18 protein-coding genes are annotated in these 18,906 nt (G+C 36.9%); 12 read left to right on the forward strand and 6 right to left on the reverse strand.

Features of this window, described 5'->3' with window-relative positions; genetic code table 11:
* Nucleotides 1–128 precede the first annotated feature (128 nt).
* From COL05_RS14535 to COL05_RS14545, 3 genes are all read left to right on the forward strand, one after another.
* On the forward strand, nucleotides 129–1,580 hold the full coding sequence (locus COL05_RS14535; RefSeq protein WP_098669129.1) for a SulP family inorganic anion transporter: 1,452 nt from the start codon (nucleotides 129–131) through the stop codon (nucleotides 1,578–1,580).
* A 65-nt stretch (nucleotides 1,581–1,645) separates the two neighbouring features.
* A complete protein-coding gene (locus COL05_RS14540; protein WP_000277995.1) occupies nucleotides 1,646–2,068 on the forward strand; it encodes a universal stress protein in 423 nt (140 codons plus the stop codon).
* A 211-nt stretch (nucleotides 2,069–2,279) separates the two neighbouring features.
* Entirely contained in the window at nucleotides 2,280–2,405 is a 126-nt protein-coding gene (locus COL05_RS14545; RefSeq protein ID WP_098669130.1) for a DUF4027 family protein, read from the forward strand.
* Between the two features lie 106 nt (nucleotides 2,406–2,511).
* Here COL05_RS14545 and opp4A read toward each other — a convergent pair whose 3' ends face one another.
* The 6 genes from opp4A to glpT form a co-directional block, all read right to left on the reverse strand.
* Nucleotides 2,512–4,293: an oligopeptide ABC transporter substrate-binding protein gene (gene opp4A / locus COL05_RS14550; RefSeq protein ID WP_098669131.1), complete on the reverse strand. Its 1,782-nt coding sequence runs from the start codon at nucleotides 4,291–4,293 to the stop codon at nucleotides 2,512–2,514.
* Nucleotides 4,294–4,307: 14 nt separating this feature from the next.
* Entirely contained in the window at nucleotides 4,308–5,213 is a 906-nt protein-coding gene (locus COL05_RS14555) for an ABC transporter permease (RefSeq protein WP_000880733.1), read from the reverse strand.
* Between the two features lie 18 nt (nucleotides 5,214–5,231).
* Entirely contained in the window at nucleotides 5,232–6,200 is a 969-nt protein-coding gene (gene opp4B / locus COL05_RS14560) for an oligopeptide ABC transporter permease (RefSeq protein ID WP_098669132.1), read from the reverse strand.
* 14 nt (nucleotides 6,201–6,214) lie between these two features.
* Nucleotides 6,215–7,141 carry an ABC transporter ATP-binding protein gene (locus tag COL05_RS14565; protein ID WP_098669133.1) on the reverse strand — a complete coding sequence of 309 codons (927 nt, stop codon included), beginning with the start codon at nucleotides 7,139–7,141 and terminating at the stop codon, nucleotides 6,215–6,217.
* Nucleotides 7,128–8,147 carry an ABC transporter ATP-binding protein gene (locus COL05_RS14570; RefSeq protein WP_098669134.1) on the reverse strand — a complete coding sequence of 340 codons (1,020 nt, stop codon included), beginning with the start codon at nucleotides 8,145–8,147 and terminating at the stop codon, nucleotides 7,128–7,130. Before COL05_RS14570 ends, COL05_RS14565 begins: the two co-directional genes overlap by 14 nt.
* 284 nt (nucleotides 8,148–8,431) lie before the next feature.
* The gene (glpT, locus tag COL05_RS14575) at nucleotides 8,432–9,781 is read right to left on the reverse strand and encodes a glycerol-3-phosphate transporter (RefSeq protein ID WP_000466369.1); all 1,350 of its coding nucleotides are present in this window, start codon (nucleotides 9,779–9,781) and stop codon (nucleotides 8,432–8,434) included.
* Between the two features lie 272 nt (nucleotides 9,782–10,053).
* Between glpT and COL05_RS14580 the strand changes: the two genes are divergently transcribed.
* The 9 genes from COL05_RS14580 (at nucleotide 10,054) to fsa (ending at nucleotide 18,622) form a co-directional block, all read left to right on the forward strand.
* Complete coding sequence (locus COL05_RS14580; protein ID WP_016089296.1) at nucleotides 10,054–10,512, forward strand: MarR family winged helix-turn-helix transcriptional regulator; 459 nt, start codon at nucleotides 10,054–10,056, stop codon at nucleotides 10,510–10,512.
* A 19-nt stretch (nucleotides 10,513–10,531) separates the two neighbouring features.
* Nucleotides 10,532–12,145 carry an MDR family MFS transporter gene (locus COL05_RS14585; RefSeq protein WP_098669135.1) on the forward strand — a complete coding sequence of 538 codons (1,614 nt, stop codon included), beginning with the start codon at nucleotides 10,532–10,534 and terminating at the stop codon, nucleotides 12,143–12,145.
* Between the two features lie 138 nt (nucleotides 12,146–12,283).
* Nucleotides 12,284–13,255 carry a ribose operon transcriptional repressor RbsR gene (gene rbsR / locus COL05_RS14590; protein WP_098669136.1) on the forward strand — a complete coding sequence of 324 codons (972 nt, stop codon included), beginning with the start codon at nucleotides 12,284–12,286 and terminating at the stop codon, nucleotides 13,253–13,255.
* A 13-nt stretch (nucleotides 13,256–13,268) separates the two neighbouring features.
* The gene (rbsK, locus tag COL05_RS14595) at nucleotides 13,269–14,165 is read left to right on the forward strand and encodes a ribokinase (protein WP_098669137.1); all 897 of its coding nucleotides are present in this window, start codon (nucleotides 13,269–13,271) and stop codon (nucleotides 14,163–14,165) included.
* Nucleotides 14,162–14,557: a D-ribose pyranase gene (gene rbsD / locus COL05_RS14600; RefSeq protein ID WP_098669138.1), complete on the forward strand. Its 396-nt coding sequence runs from the start codon at nucleotides 14,162–14,164 to the stop codon at nucleotides 14,555–14,557. The genes rbsK and rbsD overlap by 4 nt, the downstream gene beginning before the upstream one ends.
* Before the next feature lie 19 nt (nucleotides 14,558–14,576).
* Nucleotides 14,577–16,061 carry a ribose ABC transporter ATP-binding protein RbsA gene (rbsA, locus tag COL05_RS14605; RefSeq protein WP_098669179.1) on the forward strand — a complete coding sequence of 495 codons (1,485 nt, stop codon included), beginning with the start codon at nucleotides 14,577–14,579 and terminating at the stop codon, nucleotides 16,059–16,061.
* Nucleotides 16,062–16,063: 2 nt separating this feature from the next.
* Nucleotides 16,064–16,999, forward strand: a complete 936-nt coding sequence (locus COL05_RS14610; RefSeq protein ID WP_098669139.1) for an ABC transporter permease subunit — start codon at nucleotides 16,064–16,066, stop codon at nucleotides 16,997–16,999.
* 14 nt (nucleotides 17,000–17,013) lie between these two features.
* Nucleotides 17,014–17,940 carry a ribose ABC transporter substrate-binding protein RbsB gene (gene rbsB, locus COL05_RS14615; RefSeq protein ID WP_098669140.1) on the forward strand — a complete coding sequence of 309 codons (927 nt, stop codon included), beginning with the start codon at nucleotides 17,014–17,016 and terminating at the stop codon, nucleotides 17,938–17,940.
* 34 nt (nucleotides 17,941–17,974) lie between these two features.
* Complete coding sequence (gene fsa, locus COL05_RS14620) at nucleotides 17,975–18,622, forward strand: fructose-6-phosphate aldolase (RefSeq protein WP_000667664.1); 648 nt, start codon at nucleotides 17,975–17,977, stop codon at nucleotides 18,620–18,622.
* Nucleotides 18,623–18,906: the final 284 nt, after the last annotated feature.

An 18,906-nucleotide genomic window follows, 5' to 3' on the forward strand; every position in this document is an offset into this window, starting at 1 on the left:
ATTAGTTGAACCAATCGGGCTTTTATGGGCAGTTGATCCCCACCTAACTTCTTTGCTTTCGCTGAATTTTGAGGTGGGGGTCTTACTGCCTGGCAAATAGCGGGATAAAAGAGTAGAGGAGTGGTATTTTGTTTCAAACGATAAAAAATGACTGGTTCTTCAACGTGAAAGGAGATGTGCTATCAGGAATTGTCGTTGCTTTAGCGTTAATTCCTGAAGCGATCGCTTTCTCAGTTATTGCAGGTGTGGATCCGACTGTTGGACTATATGCAGCCTTTTGTATTGCAGTTACCATTTCATTTGTTGGCGGAAGAACTGGGATGATTTCAGCTGCAACAGGTGCGATGGCATTGTTAATGGTGACGCTCGTGAAGGATCATGGTTTGCAATATTTATTTGCTACAACAATATTAACCGGTATTGTCCAAATCATTTTTGGCGTGTTCAAACTGAGCTCATTTATGAAGTTTATACCTAAATCTGTTATGAGTGGTTTTTTAAATTCACTTGGAATTTTAGTTTTTACAGCGCAACTGCCGCATTTTAAAAATGCAACTTGGCAAATGTATGCACTTGTCGCATTAGGACTTGTAATTATATATGTATTTCCACGTATTACGACTGCTGTACCGTCTACACTGATTTCCATTATTATTGTGACAGGCATTGCAACTATGAGCGGATTACAGTTAAAAACAGTAGGGGATATGGGAAGCTTGCCGAAAGAATTACCGTTCTTTAGCATGCCTGACGTGCCTTTTACACTTGAGACATTAGGGATTATTTTACCGTACGCAGTTATGCTTGCAATTATCGGTTTACTAGAGTCTTTATTAACAGCTTCAGTTTTAGATGATATGACGCATACGGAAAGTAATAAACATAAAGAAGCACGTGGGCAAGGTATTGCAAACATTGTTGCTGGTTTCTTCGGAGGAATGGCAGGATGTGCAATGATTGGACAATCTGTTATTAATATTAAATCAGGTGGACGCGGTCGTTTATCAACATTTGTAGCGGGCGGATTTTTAATCGTATTACTATTCGTTTTAGGTGACTATGTCGTGCATATTCCGATGGCAGCTTTAGTTGCAGTTATGATTATGGTTTCAATCGGAACATTTGATTGGAAATCTGTAACAACGATTCATAAAGTACCAAAAGGGAATGCATTTGTTATGGTCGTAACAGTTGTGATTGTCTTAATTACACATAATTTAGCATTAGGTGTAATTATCGGAACAGTAATTAGTGCGGTTTTATTTGCATTCAATATGGCAAAGATTCACGTGAAACATTTATATATTGAAAATAAGAAAATATACGAAATTCATGGTCAACTTTTCTTTGCATCTACAGCGGACTTTATAAATCACTTTTCATTTGAGGAAGATGTAAAAGAAATTGAGTTGAATTTTACTCACGCACACGTATGGGATGATTCAGCGGTAGCAGCAATTGATAAAGTTATCATGAAGTATGAACAAAGTGGCGTGAAAGTAAGTATAACGGGATTAAATGAACGAAGCTCGAAGATTATTTCAAATTTAGCTACTTATAATAAAAGAATTGCTAGTTAGAAGCCTCCTTTTTAGGGGGCTTTATTATATAATACGAGTAGGATAACGAAAAGGGGATTCAGCATATGTACAAACAAATTATATTAGCATGTGACGGCTCTGAACATGCACTTCGAGCAGCGGAACATGCAACATATATTGCGAAATGTAGTGAAGAAACAAATGTTGAAGTTGTGTACGTAGTAGATAATAGAACAGCAAAATCAGATATTATACAAGGCCAAACAGATTTAGAAACAATATCGGCTAGCCGAAAAGATAAATTAAAAGAGATTGAAGGTTTATTAAAGAAAGAGAACATTCCTTATACAATTACGATATTACATGGTGATCCTGGAGATACAATCGTTCAATATGTAAATACAGGGGATATAGATCTTGTTATAGCTGGAAGTAGAGGTTTAAATACACTGCAAGAGATGGTGCTTGGTAGTGTCAGTCATAAAATAGCAAAACGAGTAAAATGCCCGGTGATGATTATTAAATAAATTGAGTGAGATATTCTGTAGTATAAGCAAGACCTTGATATAATGCGAGGTCTTTTTTGACGTATAAAGGAGGAGGGGATGGACATACTAGATATATAAGTTTAAAGAGAAATTGTTAACTTACAAATTTGTAAGTTTGTTGTTAGTGAAATCGATGTTATGAAAATTATTCCATTGGTAAAATAAACATATCGAAGGGGAGAGAGGGAGGATGAAAAGGATGAAAGTATTTCAAAATTTATCATATAGCCAAGGTGTCGGTCTTATTTGTTTAGGGGGATTTGCTGCATCCGTTACGTTAGCTGTTGTAATAAAGATGATTCATCAAATCTTTTAATATTAGAGTCGGGAAGGAATTGGTTGTTATAATTAGTAAGAGAAGGATTGTAAATAAAAAATAGCTCTTAGCAGTAGTAAGTAAATGCTAAGAGCTATTTTTATGATTATTTTTCTACTTCTGGCTTCTCACTTGTTACAGTAACGTCTTTCCAATGTGAAGTAATTTGGTTCACTTCAGTGTTGACATTGAAACCTTTTACGCGCTTATTAACACCTGTTAAATCGAATGTGTAATGAATTGGAATCATCGGTGCCTCGTCATGAATTAATTTTTGCCATTTATCGTATACTTCTTTACGATATTTTTCATCAGTAGCTTTTTCTGATAAGCCAGCGTCTAATAATTTAGTATTTTCATCATTTACCCAGCGTTGATAGTTGAATCCAGCATTTTTACCCCATAGACCAGAAAGGTCCGGATCAGAACCAGTGTTCCAAGCACCAGAGAAAATATCAACCTTTGGCTCATCTTTTTTAATCATGTCACGCATAGCATTAAATTCATGTAATCGTCCGTCAACAAGTTCTACTTTTAAGCCGATATCTTTCCAAGATTGAATATAGAATTTAGCCAGTGGTTCACTTGTTTCGCTACCGTTACTAGCTAGGAAGTTAATTTTAAATTCATTACCTTTTGGATCTTCACGGAATCCGTCACCATTTTTATCTTTATAGCCAGCTTCATCTAATAGTTTTTTCGCTTTATCTACATCTAAGTTATATGCCCCAACATCGTTATTATGATACTTTGGCATAGATGGTGGAATTGGAGAGTTAGCTGGAACGCGAAGTCCGTGATATACTTTCTCTGCTAATTTTTCTCTATCAATTGCATGTGCCATCGCTTGACGTAAACGAACGTCTTTGAATTTATCTTTATCCATTACAGCTTCGTTCTTTGCTTTGTCCATATGTCCGAACTTAAAGCCGATATAAGTGTAAGCAAGGTCAGTTTTACCAATTAGTTGTGTGTTTTTTAATTTATTTACGTTCGGATATTGATCAGCAGTAATTGCTGCAATATCAATATCACCTTTTTTCAGAGATGCACTAACAATAGATGGATTTACAACTTTTAATGTTACATTTTTTAACTTTGGTTTACCAGCCCAATAGTCATCGAAGCGCTCATACTCAACTGATTCACCAGGAACGATTTTCTTCACTTTAAATGGTCCGAATCCAATTGGATTTTGACGAATCTTATCAGATTCAGCTAGTTTTTCAATTGGTACGTCGCCTAAATATTTTTTAGGTGTAGGATATGTCCAAATACCAGTTTTCAGTGAAGGGTTTACTTCTTTATAAGTAATAGAAATTGTTTTTGGATCGACTACTTTAATACCAGAAATTTTGTCAGCTTTTCCAGTATGATATTCTTCCATCCCTTCAATCATTTGCATTTGTGTATCGTAACGGATACCTGTATATTTACTATTACCAATAATTAAGTAAGAGTATTCCAAATCCTCAGCTGTTACAGGATTACCGTCGTGCCATTTTACATTATCTTTAATCTTAATTGTAATTGTTTTTTTATCTTCAGAAATTGTATACGTTGCAGCACCGTCATTTGTAATTTCCCAGTTTTTATCTGTAGCTAATAATTGTTCATCAAAGAAATCCATAATTTCTGAATCTGGAGCAACTTCATATAGTACTCTACTTAAAACACCAGCAAAAGGTGAATTTGAAACGAGTCCATATGTTAATGATCCGTCTTTAATCTCTTTGCCATCATTTTTTACAGCAGCACTAAATTTATTTGTTTCTACTTTTTTCGTGTTTGCCTTTTTGCTACCGCTATCAGCACCCCCACATGCAGATAGTAATAATGTTGAAGCAGCAAGTGTACTTAATACTTTGTACAGTTTTGGTTTGTTCATAACTTCTCCACCCCTTATCCTTTTCTTTGTCTCGCATCAGCCGCACGCTTTAACGCTTGACCAATAAAATTTATACACAGCATCAACACTAAAATCATGATTGATGCGGGTAACCAAATCCACCATTTTTCTTGCAATACATCTGGGTTTGTTGCATAACTTACAAGTGTACCAAGACTCGGTGTACTTTCTGGTAGACCGAATCCTAAGTAAGTCAAACTAGATTCAATCCCGATGTTACCAGCAAGATTTAATGTAATATTTACGATAATAATAGAACTTAAATTAGGTAATATTTGCTGAAAGATAATCTTCCAATTTGGTGTTCCTAACGTTTTGGATGCAGATACGTAATCAAGTTCTTTCTCAGTTAATACTTTAGAGCGTATAAGCCTTGCTTTTCCGACCCATAAGAAAGCGGTCATTATGAGAATAAATGTAGTAATATTGAAAGTTGGAACGAGTGAGATAAATACGATAACAATCATTAAGAATGGTAAAATCATCATAAAGTCGATAAAACGCATGATGATGTTATCAACAACTCCTCCAAAATAGCCAGCAATTAGTCCCATCGTAAGACCGATAAGAGTTGATAAAAGAGTGATGGCTAAACCAACTGTAAAGGAATTACGTGTACCAATAATTAATTGTCCGAAAATATCACGGCCACCATAATCAGTTCCTAGCCAATGTTCAGCTGAAGGAGGATCATAAATGGCGAACAAATCGACTCGAACGATATCTTCTTGTTTCATAATAAATGAAGTTGTATAAACGGCTATTAATATTAAAGCTAAAAAGAATAGGGAAAACATTGCTAGTTTATCTTTACGAAATTCTCGCCACATAATGGAGAAACCAGAAGGGCTCTTTTCGTAATGAATGACTTCAGTTTGTTTTTCAGGATTTGCTAACATAACGTTTCTTCACCTCCATTAATCAATACGAATACGTGGATCAACGATGCTTAGAATAATATCGGAAAGAAGAGTCCCGAGTAGCGTTGCGAATCCAGTAAATAATACAAGAGCAGTTACGACACTGAAATCACGTTGAGTGATAGATTGGAAAAATAGTTGTCCAATTCCTGGGTAGCCGAAAATATTTTCTAGAATAATAGAGCCACCAACTAAACCTGTAATTTCATATCCTAAAAATGCTGCAATTGGTAAAAATGAATTTCGTAAAATATGTCTGGAATATACTTTAGATTCTGGTACACCTTTTGCTTTTACTGTGCGTACAAAATCTTTATGTTTCGTATCAATAATTTCACTTCGTAAATATTGTACAGTTCCTACTGTGCCAATTAATGCTCCAGATAAAGCTGGTAAAATCATATGATTTAATTTACTTAAATAGTAATCAAATGATCCAGCTGCCACTTGTGGATCAACGCTACCACTTGTAGGGAAGATTGGGTATAAAAAGCCGAATAAGAATAACATTACTAATCCAAAAATAAATAGGGGTGTACCAAATCCTAAAAAGTTATAGAGTGTAATGAATCGATCAGCCCACGTATCATTCCAACGTCCACTTATAACGCCAAGTGGAATGGCGATTAAATAAGTAAGAATAAGAATTAAAAGAGCTAACAACACTGTATTACCAAGGCGTTCCCCAATAATATCTGTTACTTGTATTTTATGTGCGTAAGAAATACCGAAATCCCCTTGTATGGCATTTGAAATCCACCTTACATATTGTGTGGGAATAGGATCATTTAACCCAAGTTTCTCACGTTGTTCTTCAATTACTTTTGGATCGGCTTTTGGGTTTGCTAGTTCAGCGCCACTTAATGCATCACCTGGCATTGCTTTAGCAAGTGTAAAGACGAGTACGCTTAATATGAATAATTGTGGTATCATAACTAAAATCCGGCGTAATATAAATTTCCACATGTTTTATCACTCCCTTATGGTAATGCCACCCGGTGAGTTGGCGAGATTGGTTTTAAATCGTAAGCACGTCCATTTTCATTGAAATAATTTTCATATGATTTTTCGTACTCAGCGCTTACTTCACGACGCAATTTACGTTGTTGTTCACGGTGTTCTGGACGAATATCAGGAATAGCTGATATTAGGCGCTTCGTATAGATGTGCTGTGGATTGTTATAAATTTCAGCACTAGTTGCTTCTTCCACAATGCGTCCGCGATACATAACACCAATACGGTCACACATATGGCGAATTACACCTAAATCATGACTGATAAATAAGTATGTTAGTCCGAGTTCAGATTGTAAATCTTGTAAGAAGTTTAAAACTTGGGCTTGTACAGAAACATCCAGTGCTGATACAGGTTCATCAGCGATAATAAGTTTTGGCTTTAATGTAAGAGCGCGTGCAATACCAATCCGCTGTCTTTGCCCACCGGAAAATTCATGTGGATATTTATAAATAGACTCCGGATTTAAGCCGACTTTATCAAGATAATCTTGAACAGCTCTACGTTCTTCGTCGGGTGAGAGTTTCTCAAAATTCCGAAGTGGTTCCGCGATAATATCCATAACACGTTTCTTTGGGTTTAAGGATGAATAAGGATCTTGGAAAATCATTTGAATATCTTTTCGTTGTTCTCTTAGTTCTGAGCGACTTAACTTTGTTAAATCTCTATTATTAAAATGAATACTACCGCCCGTCGCTTTCGTTAAGTGCATAATTGCTTTTCCAGTTGTTGATTTGCCGCTTCCAGATTCTCCAACGATGCCATATGTTTCGCCAGCTTGTAATTCGAAGCTTACGCCATCAACAGCACGAACGTAGTCTAATGTACGACCGAAAATACCGCCTTTAATTGGAAAATGTACTTTTAAATCTTCTACTTTAAGCAGTGCCATGAGTTACGTCATCTCCTTTCTTATCTTGGAAGTTGAAATGCTTGTAGCAAGTACAACGCACCCAATGGTTTGGTTTTACTTCATGTAAAACTGGATTTTCCTCGTGTTGATCAGGTCTAATCCATGGAATTCGTGCTTGGAAACGGCAACCTGTGCGAGGAAGTTTAGCTAATGTTGGTACAACCCCTTGAATTACATGCAATTTTTCTTTTTCAGCATATGCAGATGGGATTGAGTTTAATAGGGAACGAGTATATGGATGAAGAGGATTATTAAATATCTCTTCAACAGTTCCTGTTTCCACAATTTGTCCTGCATACATAACGATGATGCGATCAGCTGTTTCAGCAACAACACTTAAATCATGAGTAATTAAGATGATGCCCATTTTCGTTTGTTCTTGAATGGAACGTAATAAATCTAAAATTTGCGCTTGAATTGTTACATCTAGAGCGGTTGTCGGCTCATCTGCAATGATGAGTCCAGGCTTGCAAGCAATTGCAATTGCGATAACAATTCTTTGTCTCATTCCGCCAGATAATTCGTGTGGGTATTGTTTATATGTAAGTTCTGGTTTTGGAATACCAACTTGATGAAGTAGTTCTAAGGTGCGTTCTTTCTTTTCTAATTTCGAAAGATTTGTGTGGTAGTCTAAGTTTTCTTCTATTTGTTTTCCAACTGTCATAAGAGGATCTAAAGCTGTAAGAGGCTCTTGGAAAATCATTCCGATATTTGAACCGCGTACTTTGTTTATTTCAGCGGTTGACATGCTGAGCAAGTCCTTATCTCTATAGTAAAGCTGCCCTTGTAATTTTGTATTTGCTTCATTGTGCAGTCGCATAATGGAAAGGGCAAGTGCACTTTTTCCGCAACCTGATTCACCGACTATCGCGACAATTTCATTTTCATGGACAGTTAACGAAACATCATCAACTGCGGCATGATATTGATCTTGTATACGAAAGGAAGTCTGTAAGTTTTCAATGCGAAGAAGTGGATTCTTCATGGCTATCCCTCCATCTTTTCTGAAAAGACTAAATATTTTGTATGTTGTTGTTATTTTAATATAAATTGACAATGTTTGACAAGAAAAAGTTGAGAAAATATTCAAAAATCTTTTTATATAAAAATTAAATACAGTTGTAGTAGTAGTTGAAGTGTTTTGGGAACGCTAACATATATGTGAGAGGGAAATAAATCTTTTGTAAGAAAAGAGTATTATATGTAGAAAAAAGAGAGGTGTTCTGGAAAGAACAGTCTCTCTTTTTTTGATAAGAATAATATTAGTACTTAAGCTTGTTTTTGTTTTACAGATCCTGTCTTTAAAGTAAGAGCAAGGAAAAACATTGCAAGTACACAAGATGCAAGTAATAAGATGAATCCGCCATCCCATCCAAATGCATCGACGATAAAGCCCATAGCGGCACTAGCGAAAGCAGCTCCGCCTAAGTAACCGAAGAAGCCAGTTAAGCCCGCTGCAGTTCCAGCAGCTTTCTTTGGCGCTAGGTCAAGGGCATGTAGACCAATTAACATAACAGGTCCGTAAATTAAAAATCCAATCGCGACAAGTGCGATACTATCAACCATTGGATTCCCAGGAGGGTTTAGCCAATAAACAAGAACGGCGATAAATACACCAACCATAAATAAAATACCGGCAGGTGCGCGGCGTCCTTTAAATAGTTTATCACTCATCCAGCCACAAAGAAGTGTACCTGGAATACCAGCCCATTCATATAGAGCGTAAGCTGTACGTGAGCTACTATGAGTAAAGCTTTTTTCTTCTACTAAATAAGTAGGAGCCCAGTCTACAACACCGTAACGTACGAAATAAACAAAAACGTTCGCAATAGCGATGTACCATAAAAATTTATTGTTTAATACGTATTTAAATAAAATTTCTTTTACCGAAAGTTCGCGTTCGCGATCTTGTACTTTCTCATCTGGTGGATATTCTCCAGTATGTTCTTCAATAGAAGGTAATCCGCAAGATTGAGGTGTATCTCTCATTGTAATTAATACATAAATACCAACTAAAATTGAAAGAATACCTGGGAAGTAAAAAATACTCTTCCAGTCATTTGCAAAGAAATATAGGCCTAATGTTACAAGAGAAGGCATAAGTGCGCCGCCGACATTATGAGCGACGTTCCAAATAGACATTTTTGTACCACGTTCACTAATAGAGAACCAGTGAACCATTGTACGCCCACAAGGAGGCCATCCCATACCTTGTACCCATCCGTTTAAAAACTGAAGTACAAACATAAGTATAATGCTCGTTGTAATGAAAGAAAATGAGCCGAAAATAATATTAATGATACCTGATAAAAATAGCCCAGCTGCTAAAAAGTAGCGAGGATTACAACGATCGGATACGATACCCATAAGAAATTTACTTAATCCGTAAGCGATAGAAACTGCTGAAAGGATAACCCCAAGTTCCCCTTTACTAAATCCTTGTTCGATCAAGTATGGCATTGCAAGTGAAAAGTTTTTTCGAACAAAGTAATAACCCGCATAACCGATGAAGATACCTAAGAATACTTGTAAACGTAATTTACGGTATTCGCTATCGACGCGATCAGCTGGTAAGCGTTCCGCGTGGGGCGCAGGTTTAAAGAATTGTGTGAAAAACATAAAATGAAAATCCTCCCCTAATTAATTCGAAGTGTTGTAAGGCAAAGAGAATATAAAAAGGCCATGAAATATAAAAAAGTTTCCTTTTTTATGATTCATAGCCGTGTACTCCGATTCTCCGTGACTGTCAATATTAACTTCGTCGAAAATTATACAACTTTGTGACAAAATTGTAAACGTTTTTATAAATAAAAAGTGTTGACGGATTTTGTTCGTGGGATTAATATTTAAATACGTTAAATATTTTATTGTTTAAATAAGAGGTGGATAACATGCCAAATGATATGACGCATATCGATAAAATTCAAGCTCTTGCCTTTTCGATTGGAAAGAAAATGCAGACGGAGTTATTAGAACAAATGCAAGCAACAGGACTTACACCACCACAGTTTTATATTTTAAAGATTTTAGATCATTATGGAGCTTCAAGAGCGACAAAATTAGCAAAAAAGATGTATGTAAAGCCTAGTGCAATTACAGTGATGATTGATCGCTTAATTGATCAAGAGCTTGTCGAGCGCTATCACGACAAAGATGACCGTCGTGTTGTCGTCATTGAGTTAACAAAAAAGGGTAAAGCTAGGGTAGAAGAGGCAATGACTGCCCGTAATGAGCACATTGCAAAATATTTCTCACATTTAGAGTTACAAGAAAGAGAAGATTTGTTACGCCTCTTTGAGAAACTAGAAACAATTATTTGCGGGACACAAGAGAAAAAAGAGAATAACTAAGAGGAATTGAGGAGATTACATGGAGCAACAAGAAAATATAAATAGAAAGTTGTTGTTAATCGGTTTAATAATTGCGATGCTATTTGCTGCATTAGATGGAACAATCGTTGGTACAGCAATGCCGCGTATCGTCGGTGAACTAGGCGGATTAAGCTTGATGACGTGGTTAACAACAGCTTATATGTTAACATCAACAACAGTTGTACCAATTGCAGGTAAATTAGCGGATTTACTTGGTCGTCGTAACGTATATATAACAGGGCTAGTTATCTTTATGGTTGGTTCGGCGTTATGCGGTATGGCAAATGGTATGACAGAATTAATTATTTTCCGTGGTATTCAAGGTCTTGGTGGCGGTATTATGATGCCAATGGCTATGATTATTATCGGAGATATGTTCACGGGAAAAGAACGTGCAAAATGGCAAGGTATTTTTGGTGCGTTATACGGTCTTGCTTCTGTAATTGGTCCACAAGTTGGTGGTTGGATTGTAGATGCAGTGAACTGGAGATGGGTATTCTACATTAACTTACCAGTTGGTATTTTAGCAACAATCTTTATTGCAATGGGATTAAAATCACATAAACAAACAGGACCAATTAAAATTGATATCGCTGGAATTTTCACGATGATTCTCGGTGTTGTAAGTTTATTACTTGCCTTAACATTTGGCGGAAAAGATTACCCATGGGATTCATGGCAAATTATCGGGTTATTTGCATTAGCTTTAATTGGTATCGTTAGCTTTGTTATCGTTGAAACGAAAGCAGAAGAACCGATTTTACCGATGCATTTCTTTAAAAATCGTACATTTACATTATTAAATGCGATTGGATTCTTTATGAGTATTGGAATGTTCGGTGCGATTATGTTCGTACCATTCTTTATGCAAGGAATTGTAGGAGTAAGTGCTGCTGAGTCAGGAACAATTATGACGCCGATGATGATTACAATGATTGTGATGAGTATTATCGGTGGGCAACTTGTATTAAAAGTTGGTGTAAAACCACAAATTATTACAGGAATGCTTATAATGGCTGGAGGCTTCTGGTTATTAACAACGATGGATATGCATACAACTAAATTAACTGCAACGTCTTATATGATGGTTATCGGTTTAGGCATGGGTCTTGTAATGCCAACATTAACATTAGCGTTACAAGAAAGCTTCCCGAAAAAAGACCTTGGTGTCGTAACATCATCAAGTCAGTTCTTCCGTCAAATTGGTGGAACATTTGGTATTACAATTTTAGGATCAATTATGAATAACACTTCAGGTACAACATTAACAAAGAATTTAGTACCTGTATTAGATACGTTCCCGAAAGAAGCGGGACAAATGGTAACGAAATTTAAAGATATGATTCATACAGATCCACAAGGTTTATATTCGATGCTATTTAGTCCAGAGGCATTAAAACAAATGCCAGAAGCGTTTGCTAACAGCATTGTACCAATTTTGAAAAACTCTTTAGTAGACTCACTTCATACTGTATTCTTAACAGGATTAGTATTTATCGTAGTAGGCGCTATCTTTACGATTTTCTTACAGAAGATTAAACTGTCAGATCGTAAAAAAGACGCTGAAGAGCCAGCTACAGAGGAAAAAGAACAAACTGTATCCTATTCGTAATGAAAAAGCATCGCCTTATGGCGGTGCTTTTTTTGAGTATAACCTTAAAAGCTTTTTCGTGAGAAATGATTGACGTATTTCTAGAAATACGTTATATTATTTTCTGTAAACGGTTACATGAAATGGAGAGGGAAAAGAATGAGTACGATTAAAGACGTTGCAAAATTAGCGGGAGTATCTGTTGCGACCGTTTCCAGAGTGTTAAATAAAAATGGATATGTTCATAAAGATACATTAAAGAAAGTAGAACGAGCGATTGAGATGTTAGATTATAAACCTAGTACAGTAGCACGTTCACTATATAATAAGAAATCTCGTTTAATTGGCTTGGTTGTTCCAAATATCGTGAATCCATTCTTTCCAGAAGTTGCACGTGCCGTAGAAGATGTAGCTCATAAGCAGGGATATACAGTTGTACTTTGTAACTCTGATGAAAATTTAGAGAAAGAAAAGCAATATATTGATGTACTTAGGCAAAATAATGTGGACGGATTTATTGTAGCAACAAATCCACAAAATAGTGTTAATTACATGAATTTGTCAGTACCAGTCGTTGCAATTGACCGTATGTTTAATGAGCGTATACCTGCTGTGTATGCAGATAACTATGCGGGAAGTCAGGCAGCGACAAAGTTATTAATAGATAAAGGCTGTAAACATATTGCGCATATCCGCGGACCGCGTGACGTAAGCACCGCTAATGAACGTTTTGAAGGCTTTGTAGACGTTATTACGCAAAATAATCTTTCTTATATGATTGCAGAGAGTACATTTGATCCAGCTAATAGTGAGCGTGTAGCGGTGGAATTATTAGAAGAGTATCCACATATAGATGGAATTGTTGCTGGAAATGATTTAATTGCAATAGGTATTGTAAAGGCTGCACTTCAAAAGGGAATTTCTATTCCGAATGATTTACAAATTATTGGATTCGATGGAATTTCTTTAACAGAGATGATGTATCCATCTATTACAACTGTTGCACAGCCAATTTATGAGATGGGGAAAATTGCAACAGAACTGCTGTTAGAGCAGATGGAGGGAAACATATTAGAAGAGAAACACTATCGTTTACCGATTGAAATTATAGAACGAAATACAACGAAGTAAGGAGATAAAACAGATGCCAAATATTGCAGTAGTAGGTAGTATTTCAATGGACTTAGTAGCCGTTTCAAAAAAACGTCCGAAAGCAGGAGAAACAGTAATTGGTGAAGCATTTCATACAATTCCAGGAGGAAAAGGAGCTAACCAAGCGGTTGCTGCAGCGAGATTAGGTGCAAATGTAGCGATGGTGGGAGCGGTAGGAAATGATAATTATGGAACTGTAGTGAGAAAAAATTTAGAGAACGAACGCGTTTTTATCGACTATGTGGTACCGGTTACAGATGCGGCGACAGGAATTGCTCATATCGTTTTAGCAGAAGAGGATAACAGTATTGTTGTCGTGCAAGGGGCAAATGCACTTGTAAACGAGCCGGTTGTAGATCAATCAAAAGATCTTCTTATAAAAGCAGATATGGTTGTTCTTCAACTAGAGATTCCGCTTGAAACAGTAAAATATGTATTGGCTATTTGTGAGGAGCATAATATTCCAGTTATGTTAAATCCAGCGCCAGCACAAGTGTTATCAGAAGATATTTTAGAAAAGGCAACTTATATTACACCAAATGAACATGAGTGCCGCATCGTATTAGATGATTTCACATCACCAATTGAAGAGCTACTGGCTAAATATCCAAACAAACTATTGATGACAGAAGGTTCTAGCGGTGTACGTTTCCATAATGGTACGGAGATTGTACATGTTCCTAGCATCGCTGTTGATGTAGTAGATACGACTGGAGCTGGTGATACATTTAATGGTGCATTAGCAGTTGCTCTTTCTGAAGGAGAAACACTTCAAAAAGCAATTCGGTTTGCAAATATTGCTGGTGGTCTTTCTGTAACGAAGCTTGGGGCGCAAGGCGGTATGCCAACGAGAGATAAAGTGCGTGAAGTGCAGGTGATTGTTGGATGAAAAAGCACGGTGTATTAAATAGTGAGATCGCATCAGTCCTTGCTTCACTTGGGCATACAGATACGATTGTAATCGCAGACTGCGGGTTACCGATTCCTGACGGAGTAAAACGAATTGATTTAGCTGTTGAGATTGGAAAACCTAGCTTTTTAGATGTATTGCAAGTGGTAGCTGATGATATGGCAATTGAAAAAGTGACGTTAGCAGAAGAGGTCATTAATAATAATGCGGAAGTAAATAAAGAGATTGAGTTGAAATTAATAGAGCCAGTGTTTGAATATGTATCTCATGAACAATTTAAAGAGCATACGAAGAAAGCGAAGGCGATTATTCGTACAGGAGAGGCTACTCCTTATGCCAATGTAATTTTACATGCAGGCGTAATTTTTTAATAAAAGGGAAGTGATGGGAATGCGTATTGAAATGAAAAATATTTCAAAGGCGTTCAATGGCAATCCTGTTTTGAAGAATGCACAGTTTATGATTGAAACAGGAGAAGTTCATGCATTGATGGGGGAAAATGGAGCGGGTAAATCAACGCTCATGAAAATTTTAACAGGTGTATATAAGAGAGATGGTGGAACAATCACGATTGATGGTCAAGAACGAACTTTTAAAAATGCGAAAGAAGCAGAAGAGTACGGTATTGCATTTATACATCAAGAATTGAACATATTATCGAACTTAACAGTGGCTGAAAATATGTTTCTCGGTAAAGAGTTAATGTATGGGAAGACAGGTATTTTGCGTACGCGTCAAATGAACGCGATTGCGCAGCAGCAACTAGCGGAGTTAGGCTTACATGTAAAAGGCGCTATGCTGGCAGGAGAGTTATCGGTTGGACAACAGCAAATTATCGAAATTGCGAAAGCGTTAATGACAAACGCGAGCGTTATTATTATGGATGAACCTACAGCTGCATTAACAGATCGTGAAATTGAAACGTTGTTTACTGTTATTAATAAATTACGTAAAGAAGGCGTTTCGTTCGTTTATATCTCACATCGAATGGAAGAGATTTTTTCAATATGTGATACCATTACGATTTTACGTGATGGGGAATACGTTGGAAAGAGATCCATTCCGGAAACATCGTTTGATGAAGTAGTGAGTATGATGGTGGGGCGCAGTATTGGTGAACGTTACCCAGAACGAGATAGTCAAATTGGGGATGTTATTTTTGAGATGCGTAATGGAACGAAAAAAGGGAAGTTTGAAAATGTATCGTTTCAGGTGAGAAAAGGTGAAATCCTTGGTGTTGCTGGTTTGATGGGAGCTGGACGTACAGATATTATGAAAGCGATATTTGGATACGAACCTTTAGATTCTGGCCAAATTTTCATAAATGGACAAGAAGTAAAGATTGATAGTCCGATAGATGCGATTAGACAAAGAATAGCTTTCATTACAGAGGATAGAAAATCTGAAGGATTAGTGTTAGATTTCTCAATTCGAGAAAATTTAGCTTTACCGAATTTAGAAAGTCTATCAAAGGGAAGTGTCGTTAGTAACGAACTAGAACAACAGTTTACAGCGGATATGATGAAGCTACTTAATGTGAAAGCATCTAGTGGAGAGCAAGCAGTGAAATCTCTTTCTGGTGGGAATCAGCAAAAGGTTGTTATTGCAAAATGGTTAGGTATCCACCCGCAGCTACTCATTTTAGATGAGCCAACAAGGGGTGTAGATGTTGGAGCGAAAAAAGAAATTTACTCTATTATGAATAAGCTTACCGAGCAAGGAGATGCCGTTATTATGGTATCATCTGAGCTTCCAGAAGTTTTAGGAATGAGTGATCGCGTTCTTGTCATTCATGAAGGAAAAGTCGGCGGCATTTTAGAGAAAGATGCGGCATCACAAGAATCTATTATGGCACTAGCTACAGGGGGAGAGTAAGGATGGCTAAGAAGGGGAATGTATTACAACAACTCGGTTCTTTAATCGGTTTAGCACTAATTATCGTCGTAATTACAGCTTTAAATCCAGCATTTATTGAAATTCCAAATTTATTTAATATACTGCGCCAAGTATCGATTAATGCGCTTATTGCATTCGGAATGACCTTTGTAATTTTAACAGGGGGTATTGACTTATCGGTAGGTTCTATTTTAGCATTAGCAAGTGCACTTGTTGCTGGAATGATGGCAAGTGGCATGGACCCGTTCCTTGCGATGGCAGTTGGATTATTAGCTGGTCTTGTAATGGGAATTGTAAACGGTATCATCATAGCGAAGGGAAAAGTAGCTCCATTTATTGCGACGTTAGCAACAATGACTATTTTTCGTGGGTTGACGCTTGTTTATATGGACGGACGTCCGATCACTGGTCTTGGTGATCATTTAACGTTCCAAATGTTTGGCCGCGGTTATTTTCTCGGTATTCCGGTACCAGCTGTTACAATGATGATCGCTTTCGCAGTACTGTACTTTATTTTGAAGAAAACGACATTTGGCCGCCGTACATTTGCAATTGGTGGAAATGAAGAAGCAGCAGCACTATCAGGTATTAATGTTACGAGAATTAAAGTTATGATTTACGGTCTTTCCGGAATTTTGGCAGCGCTTGCAGGTATTGTCTTAACATCAAGACTAGATTCTGCACAGCCAACTGCAGGTACTTCTTACGAATTAGATGCAATTGCAGCAGTTGTATTAGGGGGAACAAGTCTTTCAGGGGGAAGAGGATGGATTGTTGGTACATTCATTGGTGTATTAATTATCGGTGTACTAAATAACGGTTTAAATTTATTAGGCGTATCTTCTTTCTTCCAACAAGTTATAAAAGGACTTGTAATCTTACTAGCTGTATTAATTGATCGCCGAAAAGAAGCGTAATGGAGGGACAGTTCATGAAGAAATGGTTACTTATACTCGTTGCATGTATTATGGTCATTGCTGCTGGTTGTTCAATGGAACCACCGGAATGGGCAAAGGATTCTAGCGATAAAGGTCGAAATAAAACTATTAAAGTTGGATTCTCTGTTTCAACTTTAAACAATCCATTTTTTGTGACTTTGAAAAAAGGGGCAGAAAAGAAAGCGAAAGAGAGCGGCATTGAATTGATTGCTGTTGATGCTCAAAATGATGCAGCAAAGCAAACAAATGATGTTGAAGATTTAATTCAAAAAGGTGTCGATGTAGTTGTTATTAATCCAACCGATTCAGATGCTGTTGCTTCAGCAGTAAGTGCGGCAAATGCAGCGAATGTTCCTGTTATTACAGTAGACCGCGTTGCCAATTCAGGTAAAGTTGTTTCTCACATTGCCTCTAATAACATTGAAGGTGGTCAAATGGCTAGTGATTACATTCGTGAATTAGTTGGCGAGGGAGCAAATGTTGCTGAATTAGAAGGAATTCCTGGATCTTCTGCTGCCCGTGAGCGTGGGAAAGGATTCCATAACGTAGCGGATAAGTCTTTAAAAGTAGTTGCTAAACAAGCGGCTGATTTTGATAGAGCAAAAGGATTGTCTGTTATGGAAAACATTTTGCAAGCAAATGGTGATATTAAAGCCGTGTTTGCGCATAACGACGAAATGGCATTAGGGGCACTTGAAGCATTGAAATCTGCTGGAAAAACGGATGTAGTCGTTGTTGGATTTGATGCAACAGAAGATGCTGTAAAAGCGGTTAAAGATGGGCGTATGGCTGCAACAGTTGCTCAAAAACCGGAATTAATCGGGGAGAAGGCGATGCAAACAGCAAAAGAGATCACACAAGGTAAAAAAGTGGACAAATCTATTCCGATTGAATTAGAGCTTATTAAGAAAAACAAATAAATATAAAATGAAAATTAGGAAGGAAGAATAACAAATGAAATTCTTTATTGATACAGCAAACATTAACGAAATTAAAGAGGCAAATGCATTAGGCGTATTAGCTGGAGTAACGACAAATCCATCACTTGTAGCAAAAGAAGGAGTAGATTTCCACGAGCGTATTCGTGAAATTTGCAGCGTTGTAGAAGGCCCTGTAAGTGCAGAAGTAATTAGCTTAGAAGCTGATAAAATGATCGAAGAAGGAAAAGAATTAGCGAAAATTGCTCCAAACGTTGTTGTAAAGGTTCCGATGACAACAGAAGGTTTAAAAGCAGTAAAAGCATTCTCTGACTTAGGAATTCGCACAAACGTTACATTAGTATTCTCAGCAGTTCAAGCGTTACTTGCAGCTCGTGCTGGTGCAACATACGTTTCACCATTCTTAGGTCGTTTAGACGATATCGGTCATAACGGTATGGACTTAATTCGCCAAATCGCAGAAATCTTTGCCATTCACGGTATCGAAACAGAAATCATCGCAGCATCTGTACGTCACAGTGTTCACGTAACTGACGCAGCATTAAACGGTGCACATATTGCAACAATCCCAGCAAACGTAATTGCTTCATTAGTGAAGCATCCATTAACAGATCAAGGAATTGAGAAATTCTTAGCTGATTGGGAAAAAACACAAGAGAAATAATAGAAATCAAGAATCCTAGTTTAATTGACTAGGATTCTTTTTTATTTAAAAGAATTTTCATGCAATTTTGCATATTGTCTTTTAAATTTGTTATATAAGATATTTAATATATATCAAATCACTTTTTATTTTTCATATTTCGACATAAAACGGTAGAAGTTCTGACCAGAAAACTGGAGGGCATGATTCTATAACAGAAAGCTTAACGTTTATAGAATTATGCCTTTTTATATAGGGAGGGCAGTAAACGGGGATTTCGACAAAAATGCACTTATTTATCTGAA

The organism is Bacillus sp. AFS059628 (assembly GCF_002571225.1).
Classification (GTDB): domain Bacteria; phylum Bacillota; class Bacilli; order Bacillales; family Bacillaceae_G; genus Bacillus_A.